General features: G+C 72.6%; 18 protein-coding genes. 6 read left to right on the plus strand and 12 right to left on the minus strand.

What is annotated here, in order from left to right; translation table 11 throughout:
• Nucleotides 1-40: 40 nt before the first annotated feature.
• From NV263_RS05855 to NV263_RS05875, 5 genes are all read right to left on the minus strand, one after another.
• Entirely contained in the window at nt 41-2,392 is a 2,352-nt protein-coding gene (locus tag NV263_RS05855) for an ADP-ribosylglycohydrolase family protein (RefSeq protein WP_263251529.1), read from the minus strand.
• A 6-nt stretch (nt 2,393-2,398) separates the two neighbouring features.
• Nucleotides 2,399-7,294, minus strand: coding sequence for a type VII secretion system-associated protein (locus tag NV263_RS05860; RefSeq protein WP_263251530.1), 4,896 nt, complete (start codon nt 7,292-7,294; stop codon nt 2,399-2,401).
• A 193-nt stretch (nt 7,295-7,487) separates the two neighbouring features.
• On the minus strand, nt 7,488-7,736 hold the full coding sequence (locus NV263_RS05865) for a hypothetical protein (protein ID WP_263251531.1): 249 nt from the start codon (nt 7,734-7,736) through the stop codon (nt 7,488-7,490).
• 214 nt (nt 7,737-7,950) lie between these two features.
• Complete coding sequence (locus NV263_RS05870) at nt 7,951-8,160, minus strand: DUF397 domain-containing protein (RefSeq protein ID WP_263251532.1); 210 nt, start codon at nt 8,158-8,160, stop codon at nt 7,951-7,953.
• Nucleotides 8,157-9,035 (minus strand): helix-turn-helix domain-containing protein, encoded by an 879-nt coding sequence (locus tag NV263_RS05875; protein ID WP_263251533.1) that lies wholly within the window; start codon nt 9,033-9,035, stop codon nt 8,157-8,159. Before NV263_RS05875 ends, NV263_RS05870 begins: the two co-directional genes overlap by 4 nt.
• A gap of 227 nt (nt 9,036-9,262) precedes the next feature.
• On the opposite strand from NV263_RS05875, the gene NV263_RS05880 reads away from it, so the two are divergent.
• Nucleotides 9,263-9,514 (plus strand): zinc finger protein, encoded by a 252-nt coding sequence (locus NV263_RS05880; protein WP_263251534.1) that lies wholly within the window; start codon nt 9,263-9,265, stop codon nt 9,512-9,514.
• Nucleotides 9,511-9,885, plus strand: coding sequence for a hypothetical protein (locus tag NV263_RS05885; protein ID WP_263251535.1), 375 nt, complete (start codon nt 9,511-9,513; stop codon nt 9,883-9,885). The genes NV263_RS05880 and NV263_RS05885 overlap by 4 nt, the downstream gene beginning before the upstream one ends.
• Here the strand turns inward: NV263_RS05885 and NV263_RS05890 are convergent.
• From NV263_RS05890 to NV263_RS30575, 7 genes are all read right to left on the minus strand, one after another.
• Nucleotides 9,842-10,600 (minus strand): sirohydrochlorin chelatase, encoded by a 759-nt coding sequence (locus NV263_RS05890; RefSeq protein WP_263251536.1) that lies wholly within the window; start codon nt 10,598-10,600, stop codon nt 9,842-9,844. The genes NV263_RS05885 and NV263_RS05890 overlap by 44 nt on opposite strands.
• Nucleotides 10,601-10,602: 2 nt before the next feature.
• Nucleotides 10,603-11,946, minus strand: a complete 1,344-nt coding sequence (locus tag NV263_RS05895) for a sulfate adenylyltransferase subunit 1 (protein ID WP_263251537.1) — start codon at nt 11,944-11,946, stop codon at nt 10,603-10,605.
• A gap of 253 nt (nt 11,947-12,199) precedes the next feature.
• The gene (gene cysD / locus NV263_RS05900) at nt 12,200-13,144 is read right to left on the minus strand and encodes a sulfate adenylyltransferase subunit CysD (protein ID WP_263251538.1); all 945 of its coding nucleotides are present in this window, start codon (nt 13,142-13,144) and stop codon (nt 12,200-12,202) included.
• 19 nt (nt 13,145-13,163) lie between these two features.
• Nucleotides 13,164-13,889, minus strand: coding sequence for a phosphoadenylyl-sulfate reductase (locus NV263_RS05905; protein WP_263251539.1), 726 nt, complete (start codon nt 13,887-13,889; stop codon nt 13,164-13,166).
• Nucleotides 13,886-14,047: a hypothetical protein gene (locus tag NV263_RS05910; protein WP_263251540.1), complete on the minus strand. Its 162-nt coding sequence runs from the start codon at nt 14,045-14,047 to the stop codon at nt 13,886-13,888. Before NV263_RS05910 ends, NV263_RS05905 begins: the two co-directional genes overlap by 4 nt.
• Nucleotides 14,044-15,753: a nitrite/sulfite reductase gene (locus tag NV263_RS05915; RefSeq protein WP_263251541.1), complete on the minus strand. Its 1,710-nt coding sequence runs from the start codon at nt 15,751-15,753 to the stop codon at nt 14,044-14,046. The genes NV263_RS05910 and NV263_RS05915 overlap by 4 nt, the downstream gene beginning before the upstream one ends.
• A 117-nt stretch (nt 15,754-15,870) precedes the next feature.
• Nucleotides 15,871-15,963, minus strand: a complete 93-nt coding sequence (locus NV263_RS30575) for a putative leader peptide (RefSeq protein ID WP_317630400.1) — start codon at nt 15,961-15,963, stop codon at nt 15,871-15,873.
• Between the two features lie 67 nt (nt 15,964-16,030).
• On the opposite strand from NV263_RS30575, the gene hemW reads away from it, so the two are divergent.
• The 4 genes from hemW to NV263_RS05935 all read left to right on the plus strand — a co-directional run bounded on the left by hemW (nt 16,031) and on the right by NV263_RS05935 (nt 20,422).
• The gene (gene hemW / locus NV263_RS05920) at nt 16,031-17,257 is read left to right on the plus strand and encodes a radical SAM family heme chaperone HemW (RefSeq protein ID WP_263251542.1); all 1,227 of its coding nucleotides are present in this window, start codon (nt 16,031-16,033) and stop codon (nt 17,255-17,257) included.
• 168 nt (nt 17,258-17,425) lie between these two features.
• Nucleotides 17,426-18,451 (plus strand): heat-inducible transcriptional repressor HrcA, encoded by a 1,026-nt coding sequence (hrcA, locus tag NV263_RS05925; RefSeq protein ID WP_263254077.1) that lies wholly within the window; start codon nt 17,426-17,428, stop codon nt 18,449-18,451.
• A 53-nt stretch (nt 18,452-18,504) separates the two neighbouring features.
• Nucleotides 18,505-19,680: a molecular chaperone DnaJ gene (dnaJ, locus tag NV263_RS05930; protein WP_263251543.1), complete on the plus strand. Its 1,176-nt coding sequence runs from the start codon at nt 18,505-18,507 to the stop codon at nt 19,678-19,680.
• 7 nt (nt 19,681-19,687) lie between these two features.
• Nucleotides 19,688-20,422 (plus strand): 16S rRNA (uracil(1498)-N(3))-methyltransferase, encoded by a 735-nt coding sequence (locus tag NV263_RS05935; RefSeq protein ID WP_263251544.1) that lies wholly within the window; start codon nt 19,688-19,690, stop codon nt 20,420-20,422.
• The last annotated feature ends 178 nt before the right edge of the window (nt 20,423-20,600 follow it).

Genomic DNA, 20,600 nt, shown 5'->3' on the forward strand with positions numbered 1-20,600 from the left:
ATCCACGTCGCACGCGTTGGCGCGTGCCCAAGACGGGTTCTCACGTCGGCGGGTAGCGGTCGGCCCAGTCCGGTGGGCGGGGGCCGAACTGGAGGATCGCGTCACGGGCGAGGCGGTCGATGACGTCGCCGAGTTCGAGTTCCGCGGTCCAGCGCTCCGGGATGCGTTCCGCGCCGATCGTCGCGCCGACCAGACCGCCGCAGATGGCGCCGGTGGCGGCGCTGTTGCCGGAGTGGTTGACCGCCACCGACACCGCGGCGTCGAAGTCGCCGTCGCCGACCAGGGCCGCGTGCAGTCCGATCGCCAGCGCCTCGGACGCCGTCCAGCCGCTGCCGAGAGCCCGCGCCAGGTCGTCGGGGTCGGTGCGGCCGGAGCGGGCCAGCCGCACCGCGGTGCCGATGCGGCGGCTGACGTCCTCGTGGTCGCGGTGCCGGACGAGCTGCTCCAGCGCCCCGTCCACCGCATCGCCCAGCTCCTCGCCGCGCACCAGCCGGTTCACCAGGAACGCGAGCGCGCCGGTGCTGAGGTAGGCGACGGGGTGGCCGTGGGTGAGCGCGGCGGTGCGCATGCCGATGTCGAAGACCTCCACCGGGTCCTCGCTCCACAGCGCGGCCGGAACGCCGCGCAGCACCGCGTTGCTGCCCTGCGAGTCGCTGACCGGCGCGGCCGGGGTGCCCATCGGCTGCTGGGCCTTGGCGAAGGCGATCAGCGTGCGCATCATGGTGCGCCCGGGGTTGCGGGTCTGGAACAGGGCGCGTTGCCGCACCAGCCAGCCGTCGGGTTCCGGGGTGCCGGTCAGGAACTCGCCCGCGGCCCGCGGCCAGCTCAGGTGCTGGGTGTGCAGCCAGCGCTGGTAGGCGTGCTGGACGTGCCGCGCGGGGTCGTCCAGGCCGGTGCGCCGCCGCGCCACGTCGGCGCGGATCACGCCTTCCAGCGAGAACAGCAGCAGCTGGGTGTCGCTGCCGATGCGGCCCGAGGGGTGTCCGGCGGGGACGTAGTCCACCAGGCCGCGGGCACCGTGGCGGGCCTGGATCTCGTCCCAGGCGTCCCCGGTGATCGGCAGCCCCAGCGCCTCGCCCACCGCGCTGCCGAGCACCGCCCCGACGAACCGCTCCCGGGACGCGGCCAGCCGGGGCACCGCGGCGAGCCCCGGCTGGTAGTCCACTGCGGACGGGATCGTCGCGCCGCCGGTGGGGTAGCGGCGTTCCCAGTCGTCGGACTCGTCCGGGTACGGGCCGAACTCCGCCGCCGCGTCCTCGGAGATCCGCTCGACTATCGCGGTGATCGGCAGGTCGGCCAGCCAGTCGTGCGGGATGGCGGTCGGTCCGCGCAGGGCGCCGAGCAGCTGCCCGCACAGCATCGCCGAGGACGCGGCGTCACCGCCGTGGTCGGCGGCGGAGAAGATTGCCGAGGCGAAGTCGTCCTGGCACGACACCGCGACGCGCACCGCCACGGCCAGCGCGTCCAGCCCGCTGCGCCCCGGCGTCATGGCGTCGAGGTGCGGGCGGCGCGGGCGCAGCCCGGCCGGGCTGTTGCGGCCGAGGCGCAGCGCGTGCGCGAGCGGGGCGCGGCCCGCCTGCCAGCTGGCGAGCGCGTGGCGGAGCGCTTCGTCCAGCGGCTCGCCGCGCAGCAGCCGGGAGACCGCGACGCCGAGCACCCCGGCGGGGACGTGGCCGTTGTGGTGGCCGTGGGTGAGCGCGGCGAGGTCGCCGCCGAGCGCGAACACCGTGCCGGGGTCGGCCGACCACAGCGCGGCGACCGCGCCGAACGGGACGGCCGTCGCCGATGCGGAGGCGTTGATCGGCCGGTGCCGGGTTCCGGCGTCCCGACCCGCTGCGACGCGGGCAAGCGCGGTGAGCAGCGTCGGTTCGTCGGCGTGCCGGGACCGCAGCTCGCGGCGGCCGACGAGCCAGCCGTCCGGCGTCGCCGCGTCGGCGACGCAGTCCCGCCACGGGACGCCGCGCGTGTGCAGCCACCGCTGCAGCGCGCTGAGCGCGTGGCGGACCGGATCGCCCTCGCCCGTGGAGCGGGCCTGGGTGTGGGCCCTGATCAGTCCTTCTAGGACGAACAGGAGCGCGCTGGTGCGCTGCCCGAGCCGACCGCCGAGGGCTGCGGACTCGCCGACCGCGCCGCCCAGCAACATGCCGAGCAGCCTGCTCGGCGCCTCCGGCAGCGGGCCGGAGCGGTCGGCCAGGCCGGTGGCGGGCACCGGCGGTGCCGGATCGGCGAGCCGGTGCTGGAGCGCGGCGGCCCACGGCGGGCGGGTGGCGGGACGCTCCCGCCACTCCCGCCAGATCTCCAGCAACCGCTGTTCCAGCGGGTCGCGGCCGCCGCGGCGGTGGTGTTCGCGCCAGGCGGCCAGCAGTGCGCGTTCCGTCCCATCCAGGTCCACAGTGGATTATCCGAGGTAGGGCCGAGCCCAGTCCGGCGCCGGTTCGCCGGCGGTCAGCTCGGTTTCGGCGCGTTGTGCGTCGGTCACCAGGGCGTCCAGCACCTCGCCGAGCTCGACGTCCCGCCACGCGGCGGGAACGTCCTGGAGCCCGCGCGCGGCGCCGAGCAGGCTGCCGCACAGCGCCGCCGTGGCCGGGCTGTTGCCCGAGTGCGTGGCGGCCAGCGACACCGCGTCGGCGAACGAGCCGGGGTGCGCCAGCGCCGCCGCGACCGCGATGGCCAGGGCCTCCGGGGCGGTCCAGCCGGTGCCCAGCTGTTCCAGACCGGTCGGGGAGACCGGGCCGGATCCGGCGAGGTCCATCGCGGCGCGCAGCCCTCGGGCGGTGGTCTCGCCGCCCTCGATCCGGTCCAGTTCGGACAGCACCTCCTGGACGCCGTCGGCCAGCGGCAGTCCGTTCTCCAGCGCGCAGACCAGACCGGCCGCCGCGCCCGCGGCCAGGTAGCCGTCCGGGTGCCCGTGGGTGACGGCCGCGACCTCGGTGCCCAGCGAGATCGCGTCCTGCGGCGTCTTCGCGGCGAAGCCGAGCACCGCACCGCGCACCGCCGCGGCCGGCGTCCGGGCGTCGTTCGGCGGGTTGGCGGGCGTGGGGAGCTGGTCGCGGCTCGCCCACCGCGCGAGCGCGGTCAGCGACGCCTCGTCCGGGAACCGCTGGGCGCGCACCGCCTCGTGCCCGGCGTACTCGCCGACCGGCGCCTGCGGTTCCGGGATGCGCGCGCCCTGGGCGCGCAGCCAGTGCAGCAGCGCGAGGCGCACCGCCCCGGGCAGGTGTCCGTCCCCGCGCAGCACCGAGCCGACGCGGGCGCGGACGAACCCGTCGACCACGAAGGCGGTCTGCTGGGTGAGCGCGGTGGCCGCGCCGGGGCGGCCGAACGCCTCGGCGAACTCGCGGACGCCCTCCGGGTTCTCCCGCAGGATCACGCTCAGCTCGGACAACATCCACGGGGCGCCGAGCGCGTCCCCGACGGCGCTGCCCAACACGCAGCCCTCGAAGCGTTCGTGCCTGCTCAGCTGCACCGGTGTCGCGGTGGCCAGCTGCGCCTTCTCCGCGGTTTCCGCACCCGCTTCGCCGAGCAGCTGCGCGGCGCGCTCCTCGCCGAACGCCTCGACCAGCAGCTTGTGCAACCCCTGCGTGAGGTCGGCGTTGCCCTCCTCGCCGTCGCGGAACTTCCGCCACGCGGTCAGCAGCCGCAGTTCCTCTTCGGAGAGGTTGTCGTCGCCGTCGGTTTCGTCGACGGCCGGTTCGGACTCCGGTCCCCGCTGGACCGCGGGTTCGGGGACCTGCTGGACGGCGGTTTCCGGTTCCTGCTGGACGGCGGGTTCCGGCGCCGCCGGTTCGGACTCGTGCTGGACCGCGGGTTCGGCCGCCTGCTGGGGCGCCGGTTCGGGTTCCTGCTGAGCCGGCGGTTCCGGCACCGGCTCGACTGGGACCTCGGGCTCCTGCGCGGTCGGTTCCTCCGCCGGGAACTCGGGTTCGCCGTCCTCGGGCTGCTGCGCGGTGACCGGTTCGGCAGCTTCGACGACCTCGGGCCGCGCCTCGTCGTCGTGTCCGATGTGGACGGATTCCTGCGGTTCCCGCTCCCCGCCGACGGGGTAGCGCAGCAGCCACTCCTCGCCCTCGGGCGGGTGGGGGCTGAACTCGCGGAACGCGTCGCGGGCGAGCTGTTCGATGACCTCGCGCAGCTCCAGGCGTTCGAGCCAGTTCGGCGGGATCTCCCGCGCGGTCTGCGCCGCGCCCATGATGTTGCCGCAGATCGCGGCCGTGGAGTCGCTGTCGCCGGAGTGGTTGGCGGCCAGCACCACCGCATCGGTGAACGACTCGGGGCAGGTCAACGCCGCGCACACGGCGATCGCCAACACCTGTTCGCCGAACCAGCCCTCGCCGATGCGTTCGTGGATCTGCTCCGGCGTCGGCGTGCCGGCGGCGGCCAGTTCGATGGCCCGGCGCAGCGCCGTGCTGGTCTCCTCCTGGTCGTCCCAAGTGGACAGTTCGGTGAGCGCCCGGTCCACCGCCTCCGGCAGCGACCGCCCGGCCAACAGCTGCTGGATGATCACCGCGAGCGCGCCCGCGGGCAGGTAGCCGCTGGGGTGGCCGTGGGTGAGCACCGCGGTCAGCGCACCGACCTGGAAGACCTCGGCGGGATCGTCGGACCACAGCCCGGCCGGGGCCGCCCGCATCACGCCGCCGCAGCCCTTGGAGTCGTTGAGCCGGTGCGTGAACGAGCCGCGCGCCTTGCCGGACGCGTAGCCGTGCAGCGCCTGGATGGACGTCGTGCCGGGAGCGCGGCGCACGAACAGGCCCTTCTGCCGGATCAGCCAACCGTCCGGCGGCTCGCTCGCGATCGGCCCGCCCGCGTCCTTCCAGTCGAAGCCCTGGGTGTGCAGCCACCGCTGGTAGGCGTGCTGCACCTGGGTTCCCGGCTCGTTCTCGCCGAACAGCCGGCGGCGGATGCTGGCCCGGATCAGCCCGTCGAGGGTGAACAGGGTCATCTGGGTGTCGTCGCTGATCGACCCGCCGGGCCGGTGCGCGTCGACGAAGTCGGTCAGCCCGCCCGGTCCGTACTTGCGGCGGATCTCGGCGAGCGAGTCGTCCTCTATCGGATAGCCCAGCGCGTCGCCGACCGCGCCGCCGAGCAGGAAGCCGAGGACCCGCTGCTCCCGCACGTCGTCCTCGCCCGGGGCCTCCTGCCGCACGGCGGGTTCGACGGTGTCGTCCTGCGGTTCGGCCTCGGCTTCCGCCTCTCCTGCCGCGTCGTCGGACTGCTCCGGCGCGGGCGGTTCCTCGGCCGCGGGCTGCTCCGCGGCGGGCTCGGACGGCTCCGGCGCGGCTTCCGGTTGCTCGGGCGCGGCTTCCGGCGGCTCGGCCGCGGCTTCGGCGGCCTGCTGCGCCGCCGGTTCGGGTTCGGGCGCCGCTTCCGGTTCCTGCGCGGCGGCTTCGGGTTGCTCGGCCGGTTCCGCCGCGGCCTCGGACCGCTCCGGAGCCGGTTCGGCGGCCGGGCGGGGTGCGTCCACCGGCGGCAGCGGTGCGGCGAAGTCCAGTCCGGACACGTCGTGCTCGGCGGGGTAGCGCTGCTTCCAGGACTCGTCGTCGGGCGCCTTGCCGCCGAACTCCAGCAGCGCGTCCTTCGCCAGCGCCTCGACGAGTTCGCGCTGCTTGAGGTCGCGCAACCACACGCCGGGAAGGGCCTGCGCGCCGTGCTGGGCGCCGACGATGGCGCCGCAGATCGCGGCGGTGGAGTCGCTGTCGCCGGAGTGGTTCACCGCGACCATCACCGCGGCGGCGACCCCGTCGGTGCTCAGCGCCGCGCACACGGCGATGGCCAGCGCCTCGTGCCCGGCCCAGCCGCCGCCGAGCGCGTCCTTGAGCTGTTCGGGCGTCGGTTTGCCCTGCTGGGCGAGCGCCTGCGCGGCGTGCAGCGCGCGGTCGGTGTCCTCGTGGTCGCGGTAGCGCACCAGCAGTTCGCGGGCCCGGGTCAGCGCGTCCGGCAGCGTTTCGCCGCGCAGCAGGCGGTGCACCAGCACGGCCAGCACACCGGCGGGCAGGTACCCGTTGGGCTGGGAGTAGGTGAGCGCGGCCGTCGCGGCGGCGAGTTCGAAGACCTCGCGCGGATCGTCGGACCACAACGCGACCGGAGCGGCGCGCACCACGCCGCCGGAATCCGGCGAGTCGTTGATCGGCCGCTCGAAGGTGCCCGGCGCGCCGACCGAGGCGAACTCGCGCAGCGCGGTGATGCACCGGCTGTTCGGCGAACGCACGGTGAACAGCTCGGACTGCTTGACCAACCAGCCGTTGGGTTCCGGGTTCTGGTCGGCGAACGGGCCGACGGCCCGCGACCACGCGTACCCCTGGGTGTGCAACCAGCGCTGGTAGGCGAGCTGGACGGACGGCAGCGGGCTGTCGGCCTGGCCGCGCCGGACGGCGATGTGGCCGCGGATCAGCCCTTCCAGCGTGAACAACGCCATCTGCGTGTCGTCGGTGAACTCGCCCGGGTGCTCGCCGCCCCGGTCGTACTCGGTCACGCCCATCGCGCCGAACCGGCTGCGGATCTGGTCGACGGGGTAGAACTCCACCGGCGCACCCAGCGCGTCGCCGATGGCGGCGGCGAGCATCGCCCCGAGGAACCGGCTGCCGAAGTCGCTCTCGGCCGGGTCGGGGGCGGACGGTTCGGGAGCCGGAGCCGGTGCCTCCGCGGAGTCCGGAGCGGGCGGCTGGGCGTTCGCGGCGGGAGCCCCGGCGGGCGGCGACATCGGCACCTGCGGCGCCTTGGGCGGGACCGCGGCGGCGGCCTTGAGCAGGTCCTCGCCGGGGATGCGCGCTTTGATGGGACTGGTCGGGTTCACCTGCACGTCCAGCCCGGCGATGCCGCCCGCGGCGAGCTGGCGCCCGGTCATGCGCTGCCAGGTCGTCCAGTTCGGCGGGAGGTACGCCTCGGAGGTGAACGCCTGCAACTGGCGGCGTCCCGACTCGTGTTCGAGCGTGAACAGGCCGCTGCCCTGGGGCTGGGCGAACAGGATGAGTTCCGCGTCGAGCATCGCGGTCAGCAGCGCGTGGCCCTGGGCGTAACCGGTGGTGGTCAGCTGGAGCGCGCGCTCCACGTCGTTGGTGGGGGCGGGCAGCCGCAGCGCGACGGGCGACGGCCGGTAGTGCGGGTTGGGGGAGAAGTCGTCGGTGATCTCACCGTGCTCGTCGACGCGGTACCCGCCGATGAAGCCCCACGGCGGCACCTCGGCGCTCGGGTCCGTGAAGATCGGGTCGACGACGTAGAGCCAGGTGTTCGGCTGTTTCTTGGCCTGCTCGCGCATGGCCGGTGTGATCACCGGCCGGTTCGACTGCTGCGTGTTCATCTCGCGCTGTTGTCCCCGACTCCTCATCCAGCCTTGCATTGAACGCCCCCACGCCCCGGCGGTCACTCGGCAGTGGCGGGTCCGAGGGCTACGACGTGCACCCGGCGAAGTCGGTTCCTCGGCCCGACGCTGGCTATGAACTCTCTCATGCCCACATGGGGTGAAGTTTAGTGTTCGACGAAACGACGCAGCGTCAAGTGGCCGAGGGTTTGGCGTCGGTGCTCGCCAGCGCGGCGGTCATCAGGCAGTGCATGCAGGGCATCCCGGTCGGCCCTTCCAGCGCCTCGGCCTGGCCGGGGACGATGCGGAACCCGCAGTACGCCTCCAGCGACTCGGGTCTCGACCCGTCGACCGGCAGCGGGAAGAAGTGGCAGGACTTCTCCTGCTCGGTCCGGGCCAGGCGCGGGTGCACCCGCGCGATCAGGTGCGGTCGTGGTTCCATCCTGCCACCGGGCGAGTAGGGGGCCGGCAGCGAACCGGAGTGTCGGGGGTCTTCCGGGTCGCTGCCGGTGACGTGTGTGCCAGCTGGATCACACACTCCCATCATGCCCGGGAATCAACCCGTGCGGCCCCGTTTGTCGACTTTTCGCCTCGCCGGACCGGAAGCGCACCGGACGCCGGGGCCCGGCCCGGCGCGCTCCCGGTTCAGCGGATGTTCACCGGTCGTACTTCCCGGCGCGGACGGCGCTGGTGAACGCGTCCCACTGGCCGGGGCCGAACGCGAGAACCCCGCCCGCACGGTTCTTGCTGTCGCGGACGCCCACGGCCCCGGTGGCGAAGCCGACCTCGACGCACTCGCCGCGGGGTAAGCTCCGGCTCGATTTCCGCCATGTTGCGAAGCGCGACAGGAGTTCCTGCACGGTCACTTGGCAGCCTCCTTTGCTGCTCGCTCAACTAACGTACGCGAGTCTCGCAGGTCAGCCGCCGCGTTGAGTAGGTCTGCCATGGCTTGTTGGTAAAGCTCGATCTCTCCTGCTTCCTCGTAGTACTTCGGTTCGCCGAGCAGCTCGACGTAGACCACGGGTTGGTCGCCGATCATGTTTTCCGGGAACGTCAGGAGTTTGAACGGATGATCGTGCTGCCCGCTGAACGAGCCGACATCGAGCGGAAGAATCCGCAGCGTGATCCGCTCGTGCTCGATGTCGTCCAGCAGTGCTCGCAACTGGGCCTGCATGACATCGCGGTCGCCTTGTCGCCGGTAGAGCACGCTTTCGTCAAGGACGACCCGGAGCTGTGCGGGTCGCTCCTCGCGGTCGAGGATGTGCCGCCGCTGTCGCCGAACCCGCACGAGCTGGTGGATTTGATCGTCCTGGAACCGCTGGTGCGCGTGGAACATCGCCTCCGCATATGCCTCGGTCTGGAGCAGTCCCGGCAGATACATGGTGTCGAAGCTGTCGATCGACGCGGCACCCGATTCCAGGCCGAGGTAATGGTCGAACCAGGACGGGATCTGGGCGATCTTCTGCCACCAGTTCTCGCCGCGGCGTGCGCCGTCCCGCAGTGCGCGGAAGTGCTCGATCTGGTCCTCGGCTCCGTACAGCCGCAGCAGGGCTTCGAGGTCGCCGACCGACGGGAGGTTCCGGCCGCTCTCGTAGTGCCCGATCGTCGCCCGTTGCACGGACAACCGCTCGGCTGCTTCCCGTTGGTGCAGACCGGCGCGCTGCCGCAGGTTCGCCAGGCCGATCCCGAGCGAGCGGCGCAGCAGGATCGGGCTGGACGTCAGGAACGGTGAGGTCGTCACGGGGCCTCCTCGTCGGGACAACTGATCCTCGAAGCCTGCACCACTCGCGCCGGGCTCCGAGAACCATTCCATGGGTGGATCTGTTGCCTATTGCTTTGTAGCGGCTACAAACGTAACTTCGGATGTGTTCCGGATCACCGTAGACCGCGCGAGAGGCGACGGGGCGCTCGGGGTCCCACGAGCAGCAGCGCGAACTTCCCAGCAGTCAGGTCTCTTCGGGGGCACACATGATCGACGCACCACGCCCGCGGGCCGTGCAGCGGTACTTCTGGTTGCCGGTCGCGGACGAGTCGGGAGACGACTACGCGCTCCGGCGCCACGCCTTCCCCGGCAGCCGTCTCGACACGGCAACGTCCGCGACGGCGTACTGCGGCGAGACGTTCGCCCTGGCACAACCGTCCGAAATGGACTGGATACGGGCCAGGACGTGCCAGCCCTGCAACTCGGCGCTCAAGCGCATGAAGGGGTGGCCGCAGTGACCTGGTCCGATGTGGACGATGACGACCTCGGCGAGCTCGTCCGCGAACTGTGCTCGCACGGCTACCGGCCGCGCCCGCTGCCGCTGCCGGGTGTGGACGTGCTGTTGAGCCGGTACCAGGCCGGATTCGTCGACGTCCTGGTGCTCAGCGCCTTCGGCGACGCGGTCATGGCGCGCTACGAGGCCGTTTACGATCTCGCCAGGCCGCTGACGCACCGGGGCAGGCAGCTCTGGCGGGAGGAACTACCGCCGCGCGAGGCCGTGGTGAAAGCGCTGCGGGCCATCGACCCGGTTCCGGCCATGTGCGGGGGAGTGCTGGAGCCGACGCTCACAACGCCCGCGAGTACTCCACCGGATCCGTCGCCGCGGTGAGGGTCTGCGCGTAGCGGTCGAGGACCAGGTCCGCCACGCCCGGGTCGTCGGCCATCGGGGCCGCGATGAGGGGTTCGTCGGCGTGGTCGTGGGCGTGGCCGATCACGCGGTCCGGGAGCAGGCCCGGGGCGAGGAACCAGGACGCCACGGCGATGCGGCGGGCTCCTCGGCGACGTAGCGCCGCCACCGCGGCCGGGACGTCCGGGTCGGCGGCCGCGGCGAAGGCCGCCACCGCGCCGGCCCAGGCGGTGCGCTCCTGCCAACGCGCTGCCACGTCCGAGACCAGCTGGTTCGCCGGGGCGTGCGACGACCCGGCGCCCGCCAGGATCACGCCGAGGTCCGGATCTTCGGGCGAGACCCCGACTTCGGCCAGGCGCCGCCAGGCGGCGGCATCCAGCCTCGGATCCGGGCCGAGGACGTCGGCGACGTGCACCCGGAACCACGGAGTGCTCGCCTCGGCGACGGCGGCGGGCACGTCGACACGCGCGTGGTAGGCGCGGCCGAGCAGCAGCGGCACCACGACCGCTTCGCGGTGGCCATCGCCGTGGACCGCGTCGAGCACGTCGCCGAGGCGAGGTGCCGACAGGTCCAGGAACGCGGTGCGGACGTCCAGGTCCGGGCGCCGGTCGCGGACCACGTCCATCAGCGCGTGGATCGTCGCGGCCGACCGCGGGTCGCGGCTGCCGTGGGCGACGGCCACCAGAGGCGGGGTCATGGTCACTCCGCCGCGGTGGCCAACGGCGCCAGCGGGATGCCGACCAGGCCACCGGCCAGGGTCGTGCCGTCGGACGGGTCGATCACCAGGAACGATCCGGTGCGGCGGCTCACGGCGTACTCGTCGATCGGCAGCGGCTCCGCCGTGCGCAGCTGGACGTGACCGATCTCGTTGAGCTGCAACGAATCCGGGTTGTCCACACTGGACAGCTGCTGTTCGTCGAAGCGGGCGGACAGCTCGGTCACGATCGCCTGCACCGTGCGGGTGCCGTGCTTGACCAGCACGCGCGCGCCCGGCTGCAGCGGCTTCTCGGCGAGCCAGCAGACCGTCGCGTCGATCTCGTCGGTGACGCGCGGTGCCGAGTCGGCGGAAGCGATGACGTCGCCGCGCGCGATGTCGAAGTCGTCGGCCAGCAGCAGCGTCACCGAACGACCCGCCGCCGCGTTGTGCGCCTCGCCGTCCGGAGTGTCCACCTTGGACACGCGGGTGCGCAGACCGGCGGGCAGCACCACGACCTCGTCGCCCGCGGCGACCACCCCGGCCGCCACCTGGCCCGCGTAGCCGCGGTAGTCGGGGAACTCGGCGGTGCGCGGGCGGATCACGTACTGCACCGGCATCCGGAACGGCGCGTCGTGCGGATCCGGCGCCACCGGCACGGTCTCCAGGTGCTCCAGCAGCGACGGCCCGTCGTACCAGGGAGTGCGTTCGGAGCGCTCGACCACGTTGTCGCCGTGCAGCGCCGAGACCGGGATGGTCACCACGGCGTCGTCGGCGTAGCCCAGGGCGCGCGCGTGCCGGGCGAACTCCTCGGCGATGCGGGTGTGCGTCGCCTCGTCGAAGTCCACCATGTCGATCTTGTTCACGGCCAGCACCAGCCGCGGCACGCCCAGCAGCGCTAGCACCGCCGCGTGCCGCCGGGTCTGCTCCACGACGCCCTTGCGCGCGTCCACCAGCAGGACCGCGAGCTGCGCGGTCGACGCACCGGTCACCGTGTTCCGGGTGTACTGCACGTGCCCCGGGGTGTCGGCGAGCACGAACGTGCGCTTCGGGGTGGCGAAGTAGCGGTAGGCCACGTCGATCGTGATGCCCTGCTCCCGCTCCGCGCGCAGGCCGTCCACCAGCAGCGAGAGGTCCGGTGTGGACAGCCCGCGGTCCGCGCTGGCGCGGTGCACCGCGTCGAGCTGGTCGGCCAGCACCGACTTCGTGTCGTGCAGCAGCCGCCCGACCAGGGTGCTCTTGCCGTCGTCGACCGACCCGGCGGTGGCCAGCCGCAACAGATCGGTGCGCACCGGCAGCGTCACCTCGGTCCCGGAGTCCGGTGCGGTGCGGGTAGTGGTCTCACTCATTCGACAGCCCATTCTTGTGGTCAGTAGCCGGATCTGTGCGGAGGTGTCCCGCGTCACCAGGTGTGTTCTCCAAGCGGCGCCAGCCGCTTCCGCCGAGCACGCAACCGGCACCGCCGCGGGTTCTCAGACGTCGCCTCGCGAGGACAGCGCCGACGTGGTGTACGTGGGTACATGATGTCGGGGCTCCCGGAGTCGAGGCGGCGTCTGAGGTTCCGCTACCGGCACCGCTGCGCAAATCTTCCACCGAAACTCGCTAGAAGTAACCCTCGCGCTTGCGGTCTTCCATGGCGGCTTCGGAGATCCTGTCGTCCGCCCGGGTCGCGCCGCGTTCGGTGAGCCTGCTGGCGGCGACCTCGGCGATCACGTCGTCCACCGTGTACGCCTCGGACTCCACGGCACCGGTGCAGGAGCCGTCGCCGACCGTGCGGTAGCGCACCGTCTTCTCCTCGACGACCTCGCCGTCGCGCGGACCGCCCCACGGGCCGGAGGTCAGCCACATGCCGTCCCGCTGGAAGACCTCGCGCCGGTGCGCGTAGTAGATCTCCGGCAGCTCGATCTTCTCCCGCTGGATGTAGCGCCAGATGTCCAGCTCGGTCCAGTTCGACAGCGGGAAGACGCGGACGTGCTCGCCCGGCCGGTGCTTGCCGTTGTAGAGGTTCCACAGCTCCGGGCGCTGGCGGCGCGGATCCCACTGGCCGAATGCGTTGCGCAGGCTGAAGATCCGCTCCTTGGCGCGGGCGCGCTCCTCGTCGCGGCGCCCGCCGCCGAACACCGCGTCGAAGCGGTTCTCGCCGATCGCGTCCAGCAGCGGCGTGGTCTGCAACGGGTTGCGGGTGCCGTCCGGGCGTTCGGACAGCCGCCCGTCGTCGATGTAGTCCTGCACCGAGGCCACCACCAGCCGCAGGTCGTCGCGCGCCACGAGGTCGTCGCGGAACGCCAGCACCTCCGGGAAGTTGTGGCCGGTGTCGACGTGCAGCAGCGGGAACGGCACGGGAGCGGGCCGGAACGCCTTGTGGGCCAGGTGCACCAGGACCGTGGAGTCCTTGCCGCCGGAGAACAGGATCACCGGGCGGTCGAACTCACCGGCGACCTCGCGGAAGATGTGGATGGCCTCCGACTCCAGGGCGTCCAGGTTGTCCACCTGCGGCGGGTTCTCCGCCGTCGCCGGCAGCTCGACGCCGGGATCGATCGCGGTCATGCGGTTTCCTCCAGTGTCCTCAGCCGTGCAGTCCGCACTCGGTCTTGGCCGTGCCCGCCCAGCGCCCGCTGCGCGGATCCGCACCCGGCGCGGGCTTGCTGGTGCACGGCTGGCACCCGATCGACGGGTATCCGGCGGGCACCAGCGGGTTCACCAGCACGTCGTGCTCGGTGATGTAGTTGTCCATGTCCTCGTCCGACCACGCCGCCAGCGGGTTGATCTTGACCAGGCCGTTGCGGTCGTCCCAGGTGACGATCGGCGTGTTCGCGCGGGTCGGCGCCTCGACTCGGCGCACCCCGGTCACCCACGCCTCGTAGCGGGACAGGGTGCGGCGCAGCGGGACGACCTTGCGCAGGAAGCAGCACCGGTTCGGGTCCCGCTCGTACAGCCGGGGACCCTCGCTGGCGTCCTGCTCGGCGACCGTCTGGTCGGGTTCGGCGTTGACGATGGTGACGCCGTAGACCTGCGCCACGGCGTCCCGGGTGCCGAGCGTCTCCGCGAAGTGGTAGCCGGTTTCCAGGAACAGGACGTCCACACCGGGCTTCGCCTTGGCGGCGAGGTCCACCAGCACCGCGTCCTGCATGTTGGAAGCGACGATCAGCCCGTCGCCGAACGTCTCGACCGCCCAGCGCAGCGCCTCCTCGGCGGTCGCCTCGGCCAGCCGCGGAGCGGCCTCGTCGACCAGGGCGCGCAGCTCGTCGTCGCTGCGGCGGACGCCGATGTTCGTGGTGGTGTCGGCAGTCATGGTTCTCCTCCCAGGGCCAGCCCGACGAGTCGCACGGTGAACACGCGCAGGCACGCCTGGCACTTCCACGCCCCGGCGGGTTCCGCCTCGGGCGCGAGATCCTCGTCGCCGCAGTACGGGCAGTAGAACGGAACCGCCCGTCCCTCCGGCTGGCTCACTTGAGGTCGTCCTCCTCGGCGCGGGCGACCCACTGGGCGAAGCGCTCGCCAGCCTCGCGCTGGTCCAGGTAACGGCGCACCAGGCGTTCCACGTAGTCGCCGAGTTCGGCGGAGATCACCTTGTGGCCGCGGATCTTGCGGCCGAAGCCCGCGTCCTGGCCGAGCCCGCCGCCCAGGTGCACCTGGAAGCCCTCGACCTGGTTGCCCTCGCCGTCCGGCACCATCTGGCCCTTCAGCCCGATGTCGGCGACCTGGGTGCGGGCGCAGGCGTTCGGGCACCCGTTGAGGTTGATGGTGACCGGGTTGTCCACATCGCCCTGGATGTCCGCCAGCCGCCGCTCCAGGTCCTCGATGAGGTCGATGGCGCGCTGCTTCGTCTCCACGATGGCCAGTTTGCAGAACTCGATTCCGGTGCAGGCCATCACGTGGCGCCGCCAAGGCGACGGATCGGCGGAAAGCCCCAACTTGGCCAGATCGGACACCAACGTGTCCACTTCGGACTCGGGAACGTCCAGGACCAGCAGGTTCTGCTCGACGGTGGTGCGCACCCGGCGCGATCCGACGCGCTCGGCGGCCTTGGCGGCCTCGACGAGCGTGGAACCGCTCACACGTCCTGCGGCGGACTTCACACCGACGTAGAAGTTGCCGTCCCGCTGCGGGTGCACGCCGAGGTGGTCGCGCGGCCCGGTGGGCGTCTCCGGCGCCGGGCCGTCCAGCAGCTTGCGGCCCAGGTACTCGTTCTCCAGCACGTCGCGGAACTTCTCCGCACCCCAGTCGGCGACCAGGAACTTCAACCGGGCGCGGTTGCGCAGCCGCCGGTAGCCGTAGTCGCGGAAGAGCTGGGTGACCGCGTTCCAGACCTCGGCGACCTCCTCCAGCGGCACCCAGGCGCCCAGCCGCACGGCCAGCTTGGGGTTCGTCGACAGCCCACCGCCGACCCACAGGTCGAAACCGGGGCCGTGCTCGGGGTGCTCGACGCCGACGAACGAGATGTCGTTGGTCTCGGGAACCGTGTCCCAGCGCGGCGAACCGCTGATCGCGGTCTTGTACTTGCGCGGCAGGTTGGACAGCGACTGGTCGCCGATGTACTTCTCGGCGATCTCCCGGATCGCGGGCGTGCCGTCGACGATCTCGTCCGCGGCGATCCCGGCCACCGGCGAGCCGAGGATCACGCGGGGGCAGTCGCCGCACGCCTCGGTGGTGTAGAGGCCGACGGCTTCGAGCTTCTGCCAGATCGTCGGCATGTCCTCGATGCGCACCCAGTGCAGCTGCACGTTCTGCCGGTCGGTGATGTCGGCGGTGTCGCGCGCGTAGGTCTGCGAGATCTCACCGATGGTGCGCAGCTGCTCGGTCGTCAGCGCACCGCCGTCGACCCGGACGCGCAGCATGAAGTACCGGTCGTCGAGCTCCTCCGGCTCGATCGTGCCGGTGCGCGCACCCGGGATCCCCGGCGCGCGCTGGGTGTACAGGCCCATCCAGCGGAACCGGCCGCGCAGGTCGGCCGGGTCGATGGAGTCGAAACCGCGGTGGGCGTAGATCGTTTCGATGCGCTGCCGCACGTTCAGCGGGTTGTCGTCCTTCTTGGAGCGCTCGTTGGCGTTGAGCGGCTCGCGGTACCCGAGCGCCCACTGGCCCTCGCCGCGGGTCTTGCGCTTGCGGGCGGGGCGGTTCTCGGTGCGGCTCGGAGCTTCCGTCGGGGGGACCATGGTCCGACCTCCGGGTGGTGGGGCGCGGCGACGCCGCGCGGAACCCCCGTCACCGATGACGGATCTCACGTCGGCGTGCCCGGCGCCGACTGGACAGTGCAGAACGCGGCGGCGGGATCAACCCTCGACGCGGCACAGCGCGCTCGACACCCGCCGCAGGTCCACGTAGCGGCGGGTGACGAGGAGAAGCCGCGTCGCGGTCGCACCCATGCCGGTCAGCGTGCCACGCGGCTCACCGGACGGTCCACCACCATCCGCATGGTGAGACAGTGGTGAGGTGCCTGCTCAGCCCACCGGAGAGCCCGCTCCGCGGGACGGTTCGCTGCCCGCCCCAGCCCTGACCGGACTCGGCTCGCGCCCCTTCGGCGTCTACGTCCACGTGCCGTTCTGCGCGACCCGCTGCGGCTACTGCGACTTCAACACCTACACCGCCGACGAACTGGGCTCCTCGGCCGGTTTCGGCAGCTGGCTGGACGGGCTGCGGGCCGAGTTGGAGCTCGGCGCGCGGGTGCTGTCGGCAGGGCCGGAGCCGGTGCCGGAAGCGGCCACGGTGTTCGTCGGCGGCGGCACGCCGTCGCTGCTCGGCGCCGACCGGCTGGCGGAGGTGCTGGATGCGATCAGCGTCACGTTCGGACTCGCCGCCGACGCGGAGATCACCACCGAGGCCAACCCCGAGTCGACCTCGCCGGAGTTCTTCGCGGGCATCCGCGAGGCGGGCTTCACCCGGGTGTCGCTGGGCATGCAGTCCGCCGCCGCGCACGTGCTGCGCGTCCTGGAGCGCAGGCACACCCCGGGGCGCCCCGGCGCCGCCGTCGCCGAGGCGAAGGCCGCCGGGTTCGAGCACGTCAACCTGGACCTGATCTACGGCACGCCGGGCGAGACCGACGACGACCTGCGCGCCTCGCTGGACGCGGTGCTGGCCGCCGGGGTGGACCACGTCTCGGCGTACTCGCTGATCGTCGAGGACGGCACGGCGATGGCCCGCAAGGTCCGCCGCGGGGAGCTGCCGATGCCCGACGAGGACGTGCTCGCCGACCGCTACGAGATCATCGACAGCACCCTGGCCGAGGCCGGTCTCGGCTGGTACGAGGTCTCCAACTGGGCCCGCGACGACCGGGCCCGCTGCCGCCACAACCTCGGCTACTGGCAGGGCGGCGACTGGTGGGGCGCCGGGCCCGGCGCGCACAGCCACGTCGGCGGGGTCCGCTGGTGGAACGTCAAGCACCCGGCCCGCTACGCGGCGCTGCTCGCCGAGGGCGCCTCCCCGGCGGCGGCCCGCGAACTCCTCGACACCGAGGACCGGCGGGTGGAGCGGATCATGCTGGAACTGCGCGTCGCCGACGGACTGCCGGTCGACGCCCTCGACGAACCCGGTCTGCAGGCCGCCGAGCGCGCCGCCGCCGACGGCCTGCTGGACCCGGCACGCCTGTCCGCCGGCCGCTGCGTCCTCACCGCCCGCGGCCGCCTGCTCGCGGACGGGGTCGTCGCCGATCTGCTGGCCTGACTCAGGCAGGGGCCGCCACCGGGATGCCGTTGGCGACCGCGGCACGTCATCGGCGACCTTCGCGGCAGCCGTGACCTGCGGCTCTTCGGTTGTGCTGGGAGAACACCGTAAACTTGATGTGGTACCGCTCAGTACCGCGGTGAGTGTGCGCGTGAAGGGGAGGTGGCGCTGGTGAACTCCGATGAACGTCGCTTCGAGGTGTTGCGCGCGATCGTCGCCGACTACGTGGCCACCCAGGAGCCGGTCGGGTCGAAGGCACTCGTCGACCGGCACAACCTCGGCGTGTCCAGTGCCACGGTGCGCAACGACATGGCCGCGCTGGAGGAGGAGGGCTTCATCGTCCAGCCGCACACCAGCGCGGGCCGAGTTCCCACGGACAAGGGCTACCGGATGTTCGTGGACCGGTTGCACGAGATCAAACCGCTGACCCCGGCCGAACGGCGCGCGATCGGGACCTTCCTGGAAGGGGCGCTGGACCTCGACGACGTGATGCGCCGCAGCGTCCGGTTGCTCGCCCAGCTCACCCAGCAGGTGGCGGTGGTGCAGTACCCGACGCTGACGCGGTCGACGGTGCGCCACGTCGAGGTGGTCACCATCACACCCGCCCGGCTGATGCTGGTGCTGATCACCAATACCGGGCGCGTCGACCAGCGGGTCGTCGACCTCGGCGAGGTCATCACCGACGACGACGTGTCCCGGCTGCGCAACGTGCTCAACTCCGCCATGACCGAGAAGCGGCTGGCGGAGGCGTCCGCCGCGGTCGCCGAGCTGCCCGACGAAGCGCCCGCCGAGCTGCGGCACGTGCTGACCAGGGTGTGCAGCGTGCTCATCGAGTCGCTGGTCGAGCACCCCGAGGAGCGGATGGTGCTCGGCGGCACGCCCAACCTCACCCGCCACTCCGCCGACTTCCCGAACTCGCTGCGCCAGGTCCTGGAGGCGCTGGAGGAGCAGGTCGTGGTGCTCAAGCTGCTCGCCGCGGCCCGCGACTCGCAGACGGTCACGGTCCGCATCGGGGTGGAGAACGAAGCCGAGGAGATGCGTACGACCTCGGTGATTTCCACCGGTTACGGTTCGGATGGCATGGTGCTGGGAGGCATGGGCGTCGTCGGTCCCACCCGGATGGACTATCCGGGCACCATGGCAGCGGTGCGCGCCGTCGCCGCCTACGTGGGGGAGATCCTCGTCGGCCGGTAGCGCGAGGACTTGCGACAGCAACTCGTTGATCGAGCAGAGGAAGTACGGAGAAGGTGGCCAGGGACTACTACGCGACCCTTGGGGTGTCCAAGGACGCGACACCGGAGCAGATCAAGCGGGCCTACCGCAAGCTCGCCAGGGAGCTGCACCCGGACGTCAACCCCGACGAGGACGCGCAGGAGCGGTTCCGGGAAGTGACGACCGCCTACGAGGTCCTCTCCGACCCGAAGAAGCGCCAGGTCGTGGACCTCGGCGGTGATCCGATGTCCAACGGCGGCGGCGCCGGAGGCGGGATGGGCGGCGACCCGTTCGCCGGCTTCGGCGGCCTCGGGGACATCATGGACGCCTTCTTCGGCGGGGCGGCCGGTGGCGCCGGGCGGGGCCCGCGCAGCCGCGTGCAGCCCGGTTCGGACGCCCTGCTGCGTCTGGAGCTGACGCTGGAGGAGTGCGCCAGCGGCGTGAACCGCGACATCACGGTGGACACCGCCGTGCTGTGCGACGCCTGCGACGGCGGGGGTTCGCGCGCCGGCAGCGCGCCGTCGACCTGCGACACCTGCGGTGGTCGCGGCGAGGTGCAGTCGGTGCAGCGCTCCTTCCTCGGCCAGGTCATGACCTCCCGGCCGTGCCCGGTCTGCCGCGGGTTCGGCGAGGTCATCACCGACCCGTGCCAGCAGTGCGGCGGCGACGGGCGCGTCCGGGCCCGCCGCACCATCACCGTCAAGATCCCGGCCGGGGTCGGCGACGGGATGCGCGTGCGGCTGGCCGGGGAGGGCGAGGTCGGCCCCGGCGGTGGGCCGGCCGGTGACCTGTTCGTCGAGGTCGAGGAACTGCCGCACGACCGGTTCACCCGCGACGGCGCCGACCTGCACTGCACCGTCGAGGTGCCGATGACCGCCGCCGCGCTGGGCACCGTGATCACCCTGGAGACGCTGGACGGCGGCCGCGAGGAGATCACCGTCGAGCCGGGCACGCAGCCGGGCACCGAGCACGTGCTGACCGGGCGCGGCCTGCCGAAGCTGCGCTCCAACGGCAAGGTCAGCGGGCACGGCGACCTGCACGTGCACCTCGACGTCGTGGTGCCGACCAAGCTCGACGACCAGCAGTCCGACCTGCTGCGCCAGCTGGCGTCGCTGCGCGGCGAGGAGCAGCCGGAGCCGACCGTGACGGCCAACGGCAACGGCCAGCGCCACGGCCTGTTCTCCCGCTTCCGCTCCTTCGGCCACCGCTGAGGTCGTCGTGTCCGAGCCCGTGTTCGCCGTCGAGCGGCTGCCCGCCGTCGGCCCGGCCACGCTCGACGGCCCGGAGGGCAAGCACGCGGCCACCGTCCGGCGGCTGCGACCGGGGGAACGGCTGCTGCTGTCCGACGGGCACGGCGGCATGGCGCGCTGCGCGGTCGTCGAGGCGGACCGGGACTCGCTGCGGCTGGACGTCGAGGACACCTGGCAGGTGCCCAGGCCGGGGCTGCGCGTCCGCCTGGCCCAGGCGCTGATCAAGGGCGACCGCGGGGAGCTGGCGGTCGAGCTGGCCACCGAGGCGGGCGTCGACGCGGTGGTGCCGTGGCGGGCGTCCCGGTGCATCGCGAAGTGGGACGACGGCCCGCGCGGCGCGAAGGCGCTCGCGCGCTGGCGCGGCACCGCCTTCCAGGCGGCCAAGCAGGCACGGCGGGCGTGGACGCCCGAGGTGGCCGACCCGGTCAGCACCTCGGGCCTGGCCGCGCTCGTCGGTGCGGCCGACGCGGCGATCGTGCTGCACGAGTCCGCGACGACGCCGCTGGCGTCGGTGGAGCTGCCCGCCGAGGGCGAGCTGCTGCTCGTCGTCGGCCCCGAGGGCGGTGTCACCGACGACGAGCTGGCGACCCTGACCGGCGCCGGAGCCCGCGCGGTGCGCCTGGGCCCGACGGTGCTGCGCGCCTCGACGGCCGCGGCCGTCGCCCTCGGCGCCCTCGGCCCGCTCACCGCAAGATGGTCCTGAGCTCTCCCAACCGGATGACGATGGTGACGGACAGCGAACGAAGTTAGAAAGATCGCGTGTATACGTAGCGCGGACGCGTGATGGAGCGATACCCTGAGTGGTGAATGGGTTGCCGAAGGTGTCGCACGGGACACCGCACCCATCAGCTCGCCGGACACCTCCCCCCTCGGTCCGGCGA

Source organism: Saccharopolyspora rosea, from assembly GCF_025643595.1.
Lineage (GTDB): Bacteria > Actinomycetota > Actinomycetes > Mycobacteriales > Pseudonocardiaceae > Saccharopolyspora > Saccharopolyspora rosea.

What these genes read in the sequence shown, in the direction of transcription:
- NV263_RS05890 (WP_263251536.1), bottom strand. Translation starts at nt 10,600, where the DNA reads ATGACCCCGCCTCTGGTGGCCGTCGCCCACGGCAGCCGCGACCCGCGG.
- NV263_RS05880 (WP_263251534.1), top strand. Translation starts at nt 9,263, where the DNA reads ATGATCGACGCACCACGCCCGCGGGCCGTGCAGCGGTACTTCTGGTTG.
- NV263_RS30575 (WP_317630400.1), bottom strand. Translation starts at nt 15,963, where the DNA reads ATGGGTGCGACCGCGACGCGGCTTCTCCTCGTCACCCGCCGCTACGTG.
- NV263_RS05860 (WP_263251530.1), bottom strand. Translation starts at nt 7,294, where the DNA reads ATGAACACGCAGCAGTCGAACCGGCCGGTGATCACACCGGCCATGCGC.
- cysD (WP_263251538.1), bottom strand. Translation starts at nt 13,144, where the DNA reads ATGACCGCGATCGATCCCGGCGTCGAGCTGCCGGCGACGGCGGAGAAC.
- NV263_RS05915 (WP_263251541.1), bottom strand. Translation starts at nt 15,753, where the DNA reads ATGGTCCCCCCGACGGAAGCTCCGAGCCGCACCGAGAACCGCCCCGCC.
- NV263_RS05905 (WP_263251539.1), bottom strand. Translation starts at nt 13,889, where the DNA reads ATGACTGCCGACACCACCACGAACATCGGCGTCCGCCGCAGCGACGAC.
- NV263_RS05895 (WP_263251537.1), bottom strand. Translation starts at nt 11,946, where the DNA reads ATGAGTGAGACCACTACCCGCACCGCACCGGACTCCGGGACCGAGGTG.
- NV263_RS05865 (WP_263251531.1), bottom strand. Translation starts at nt 7,736, where the DNA reads ATGGAACCACGACCGCACCTGATCGCGCGGGTGCACCCGCGCCTGGCC.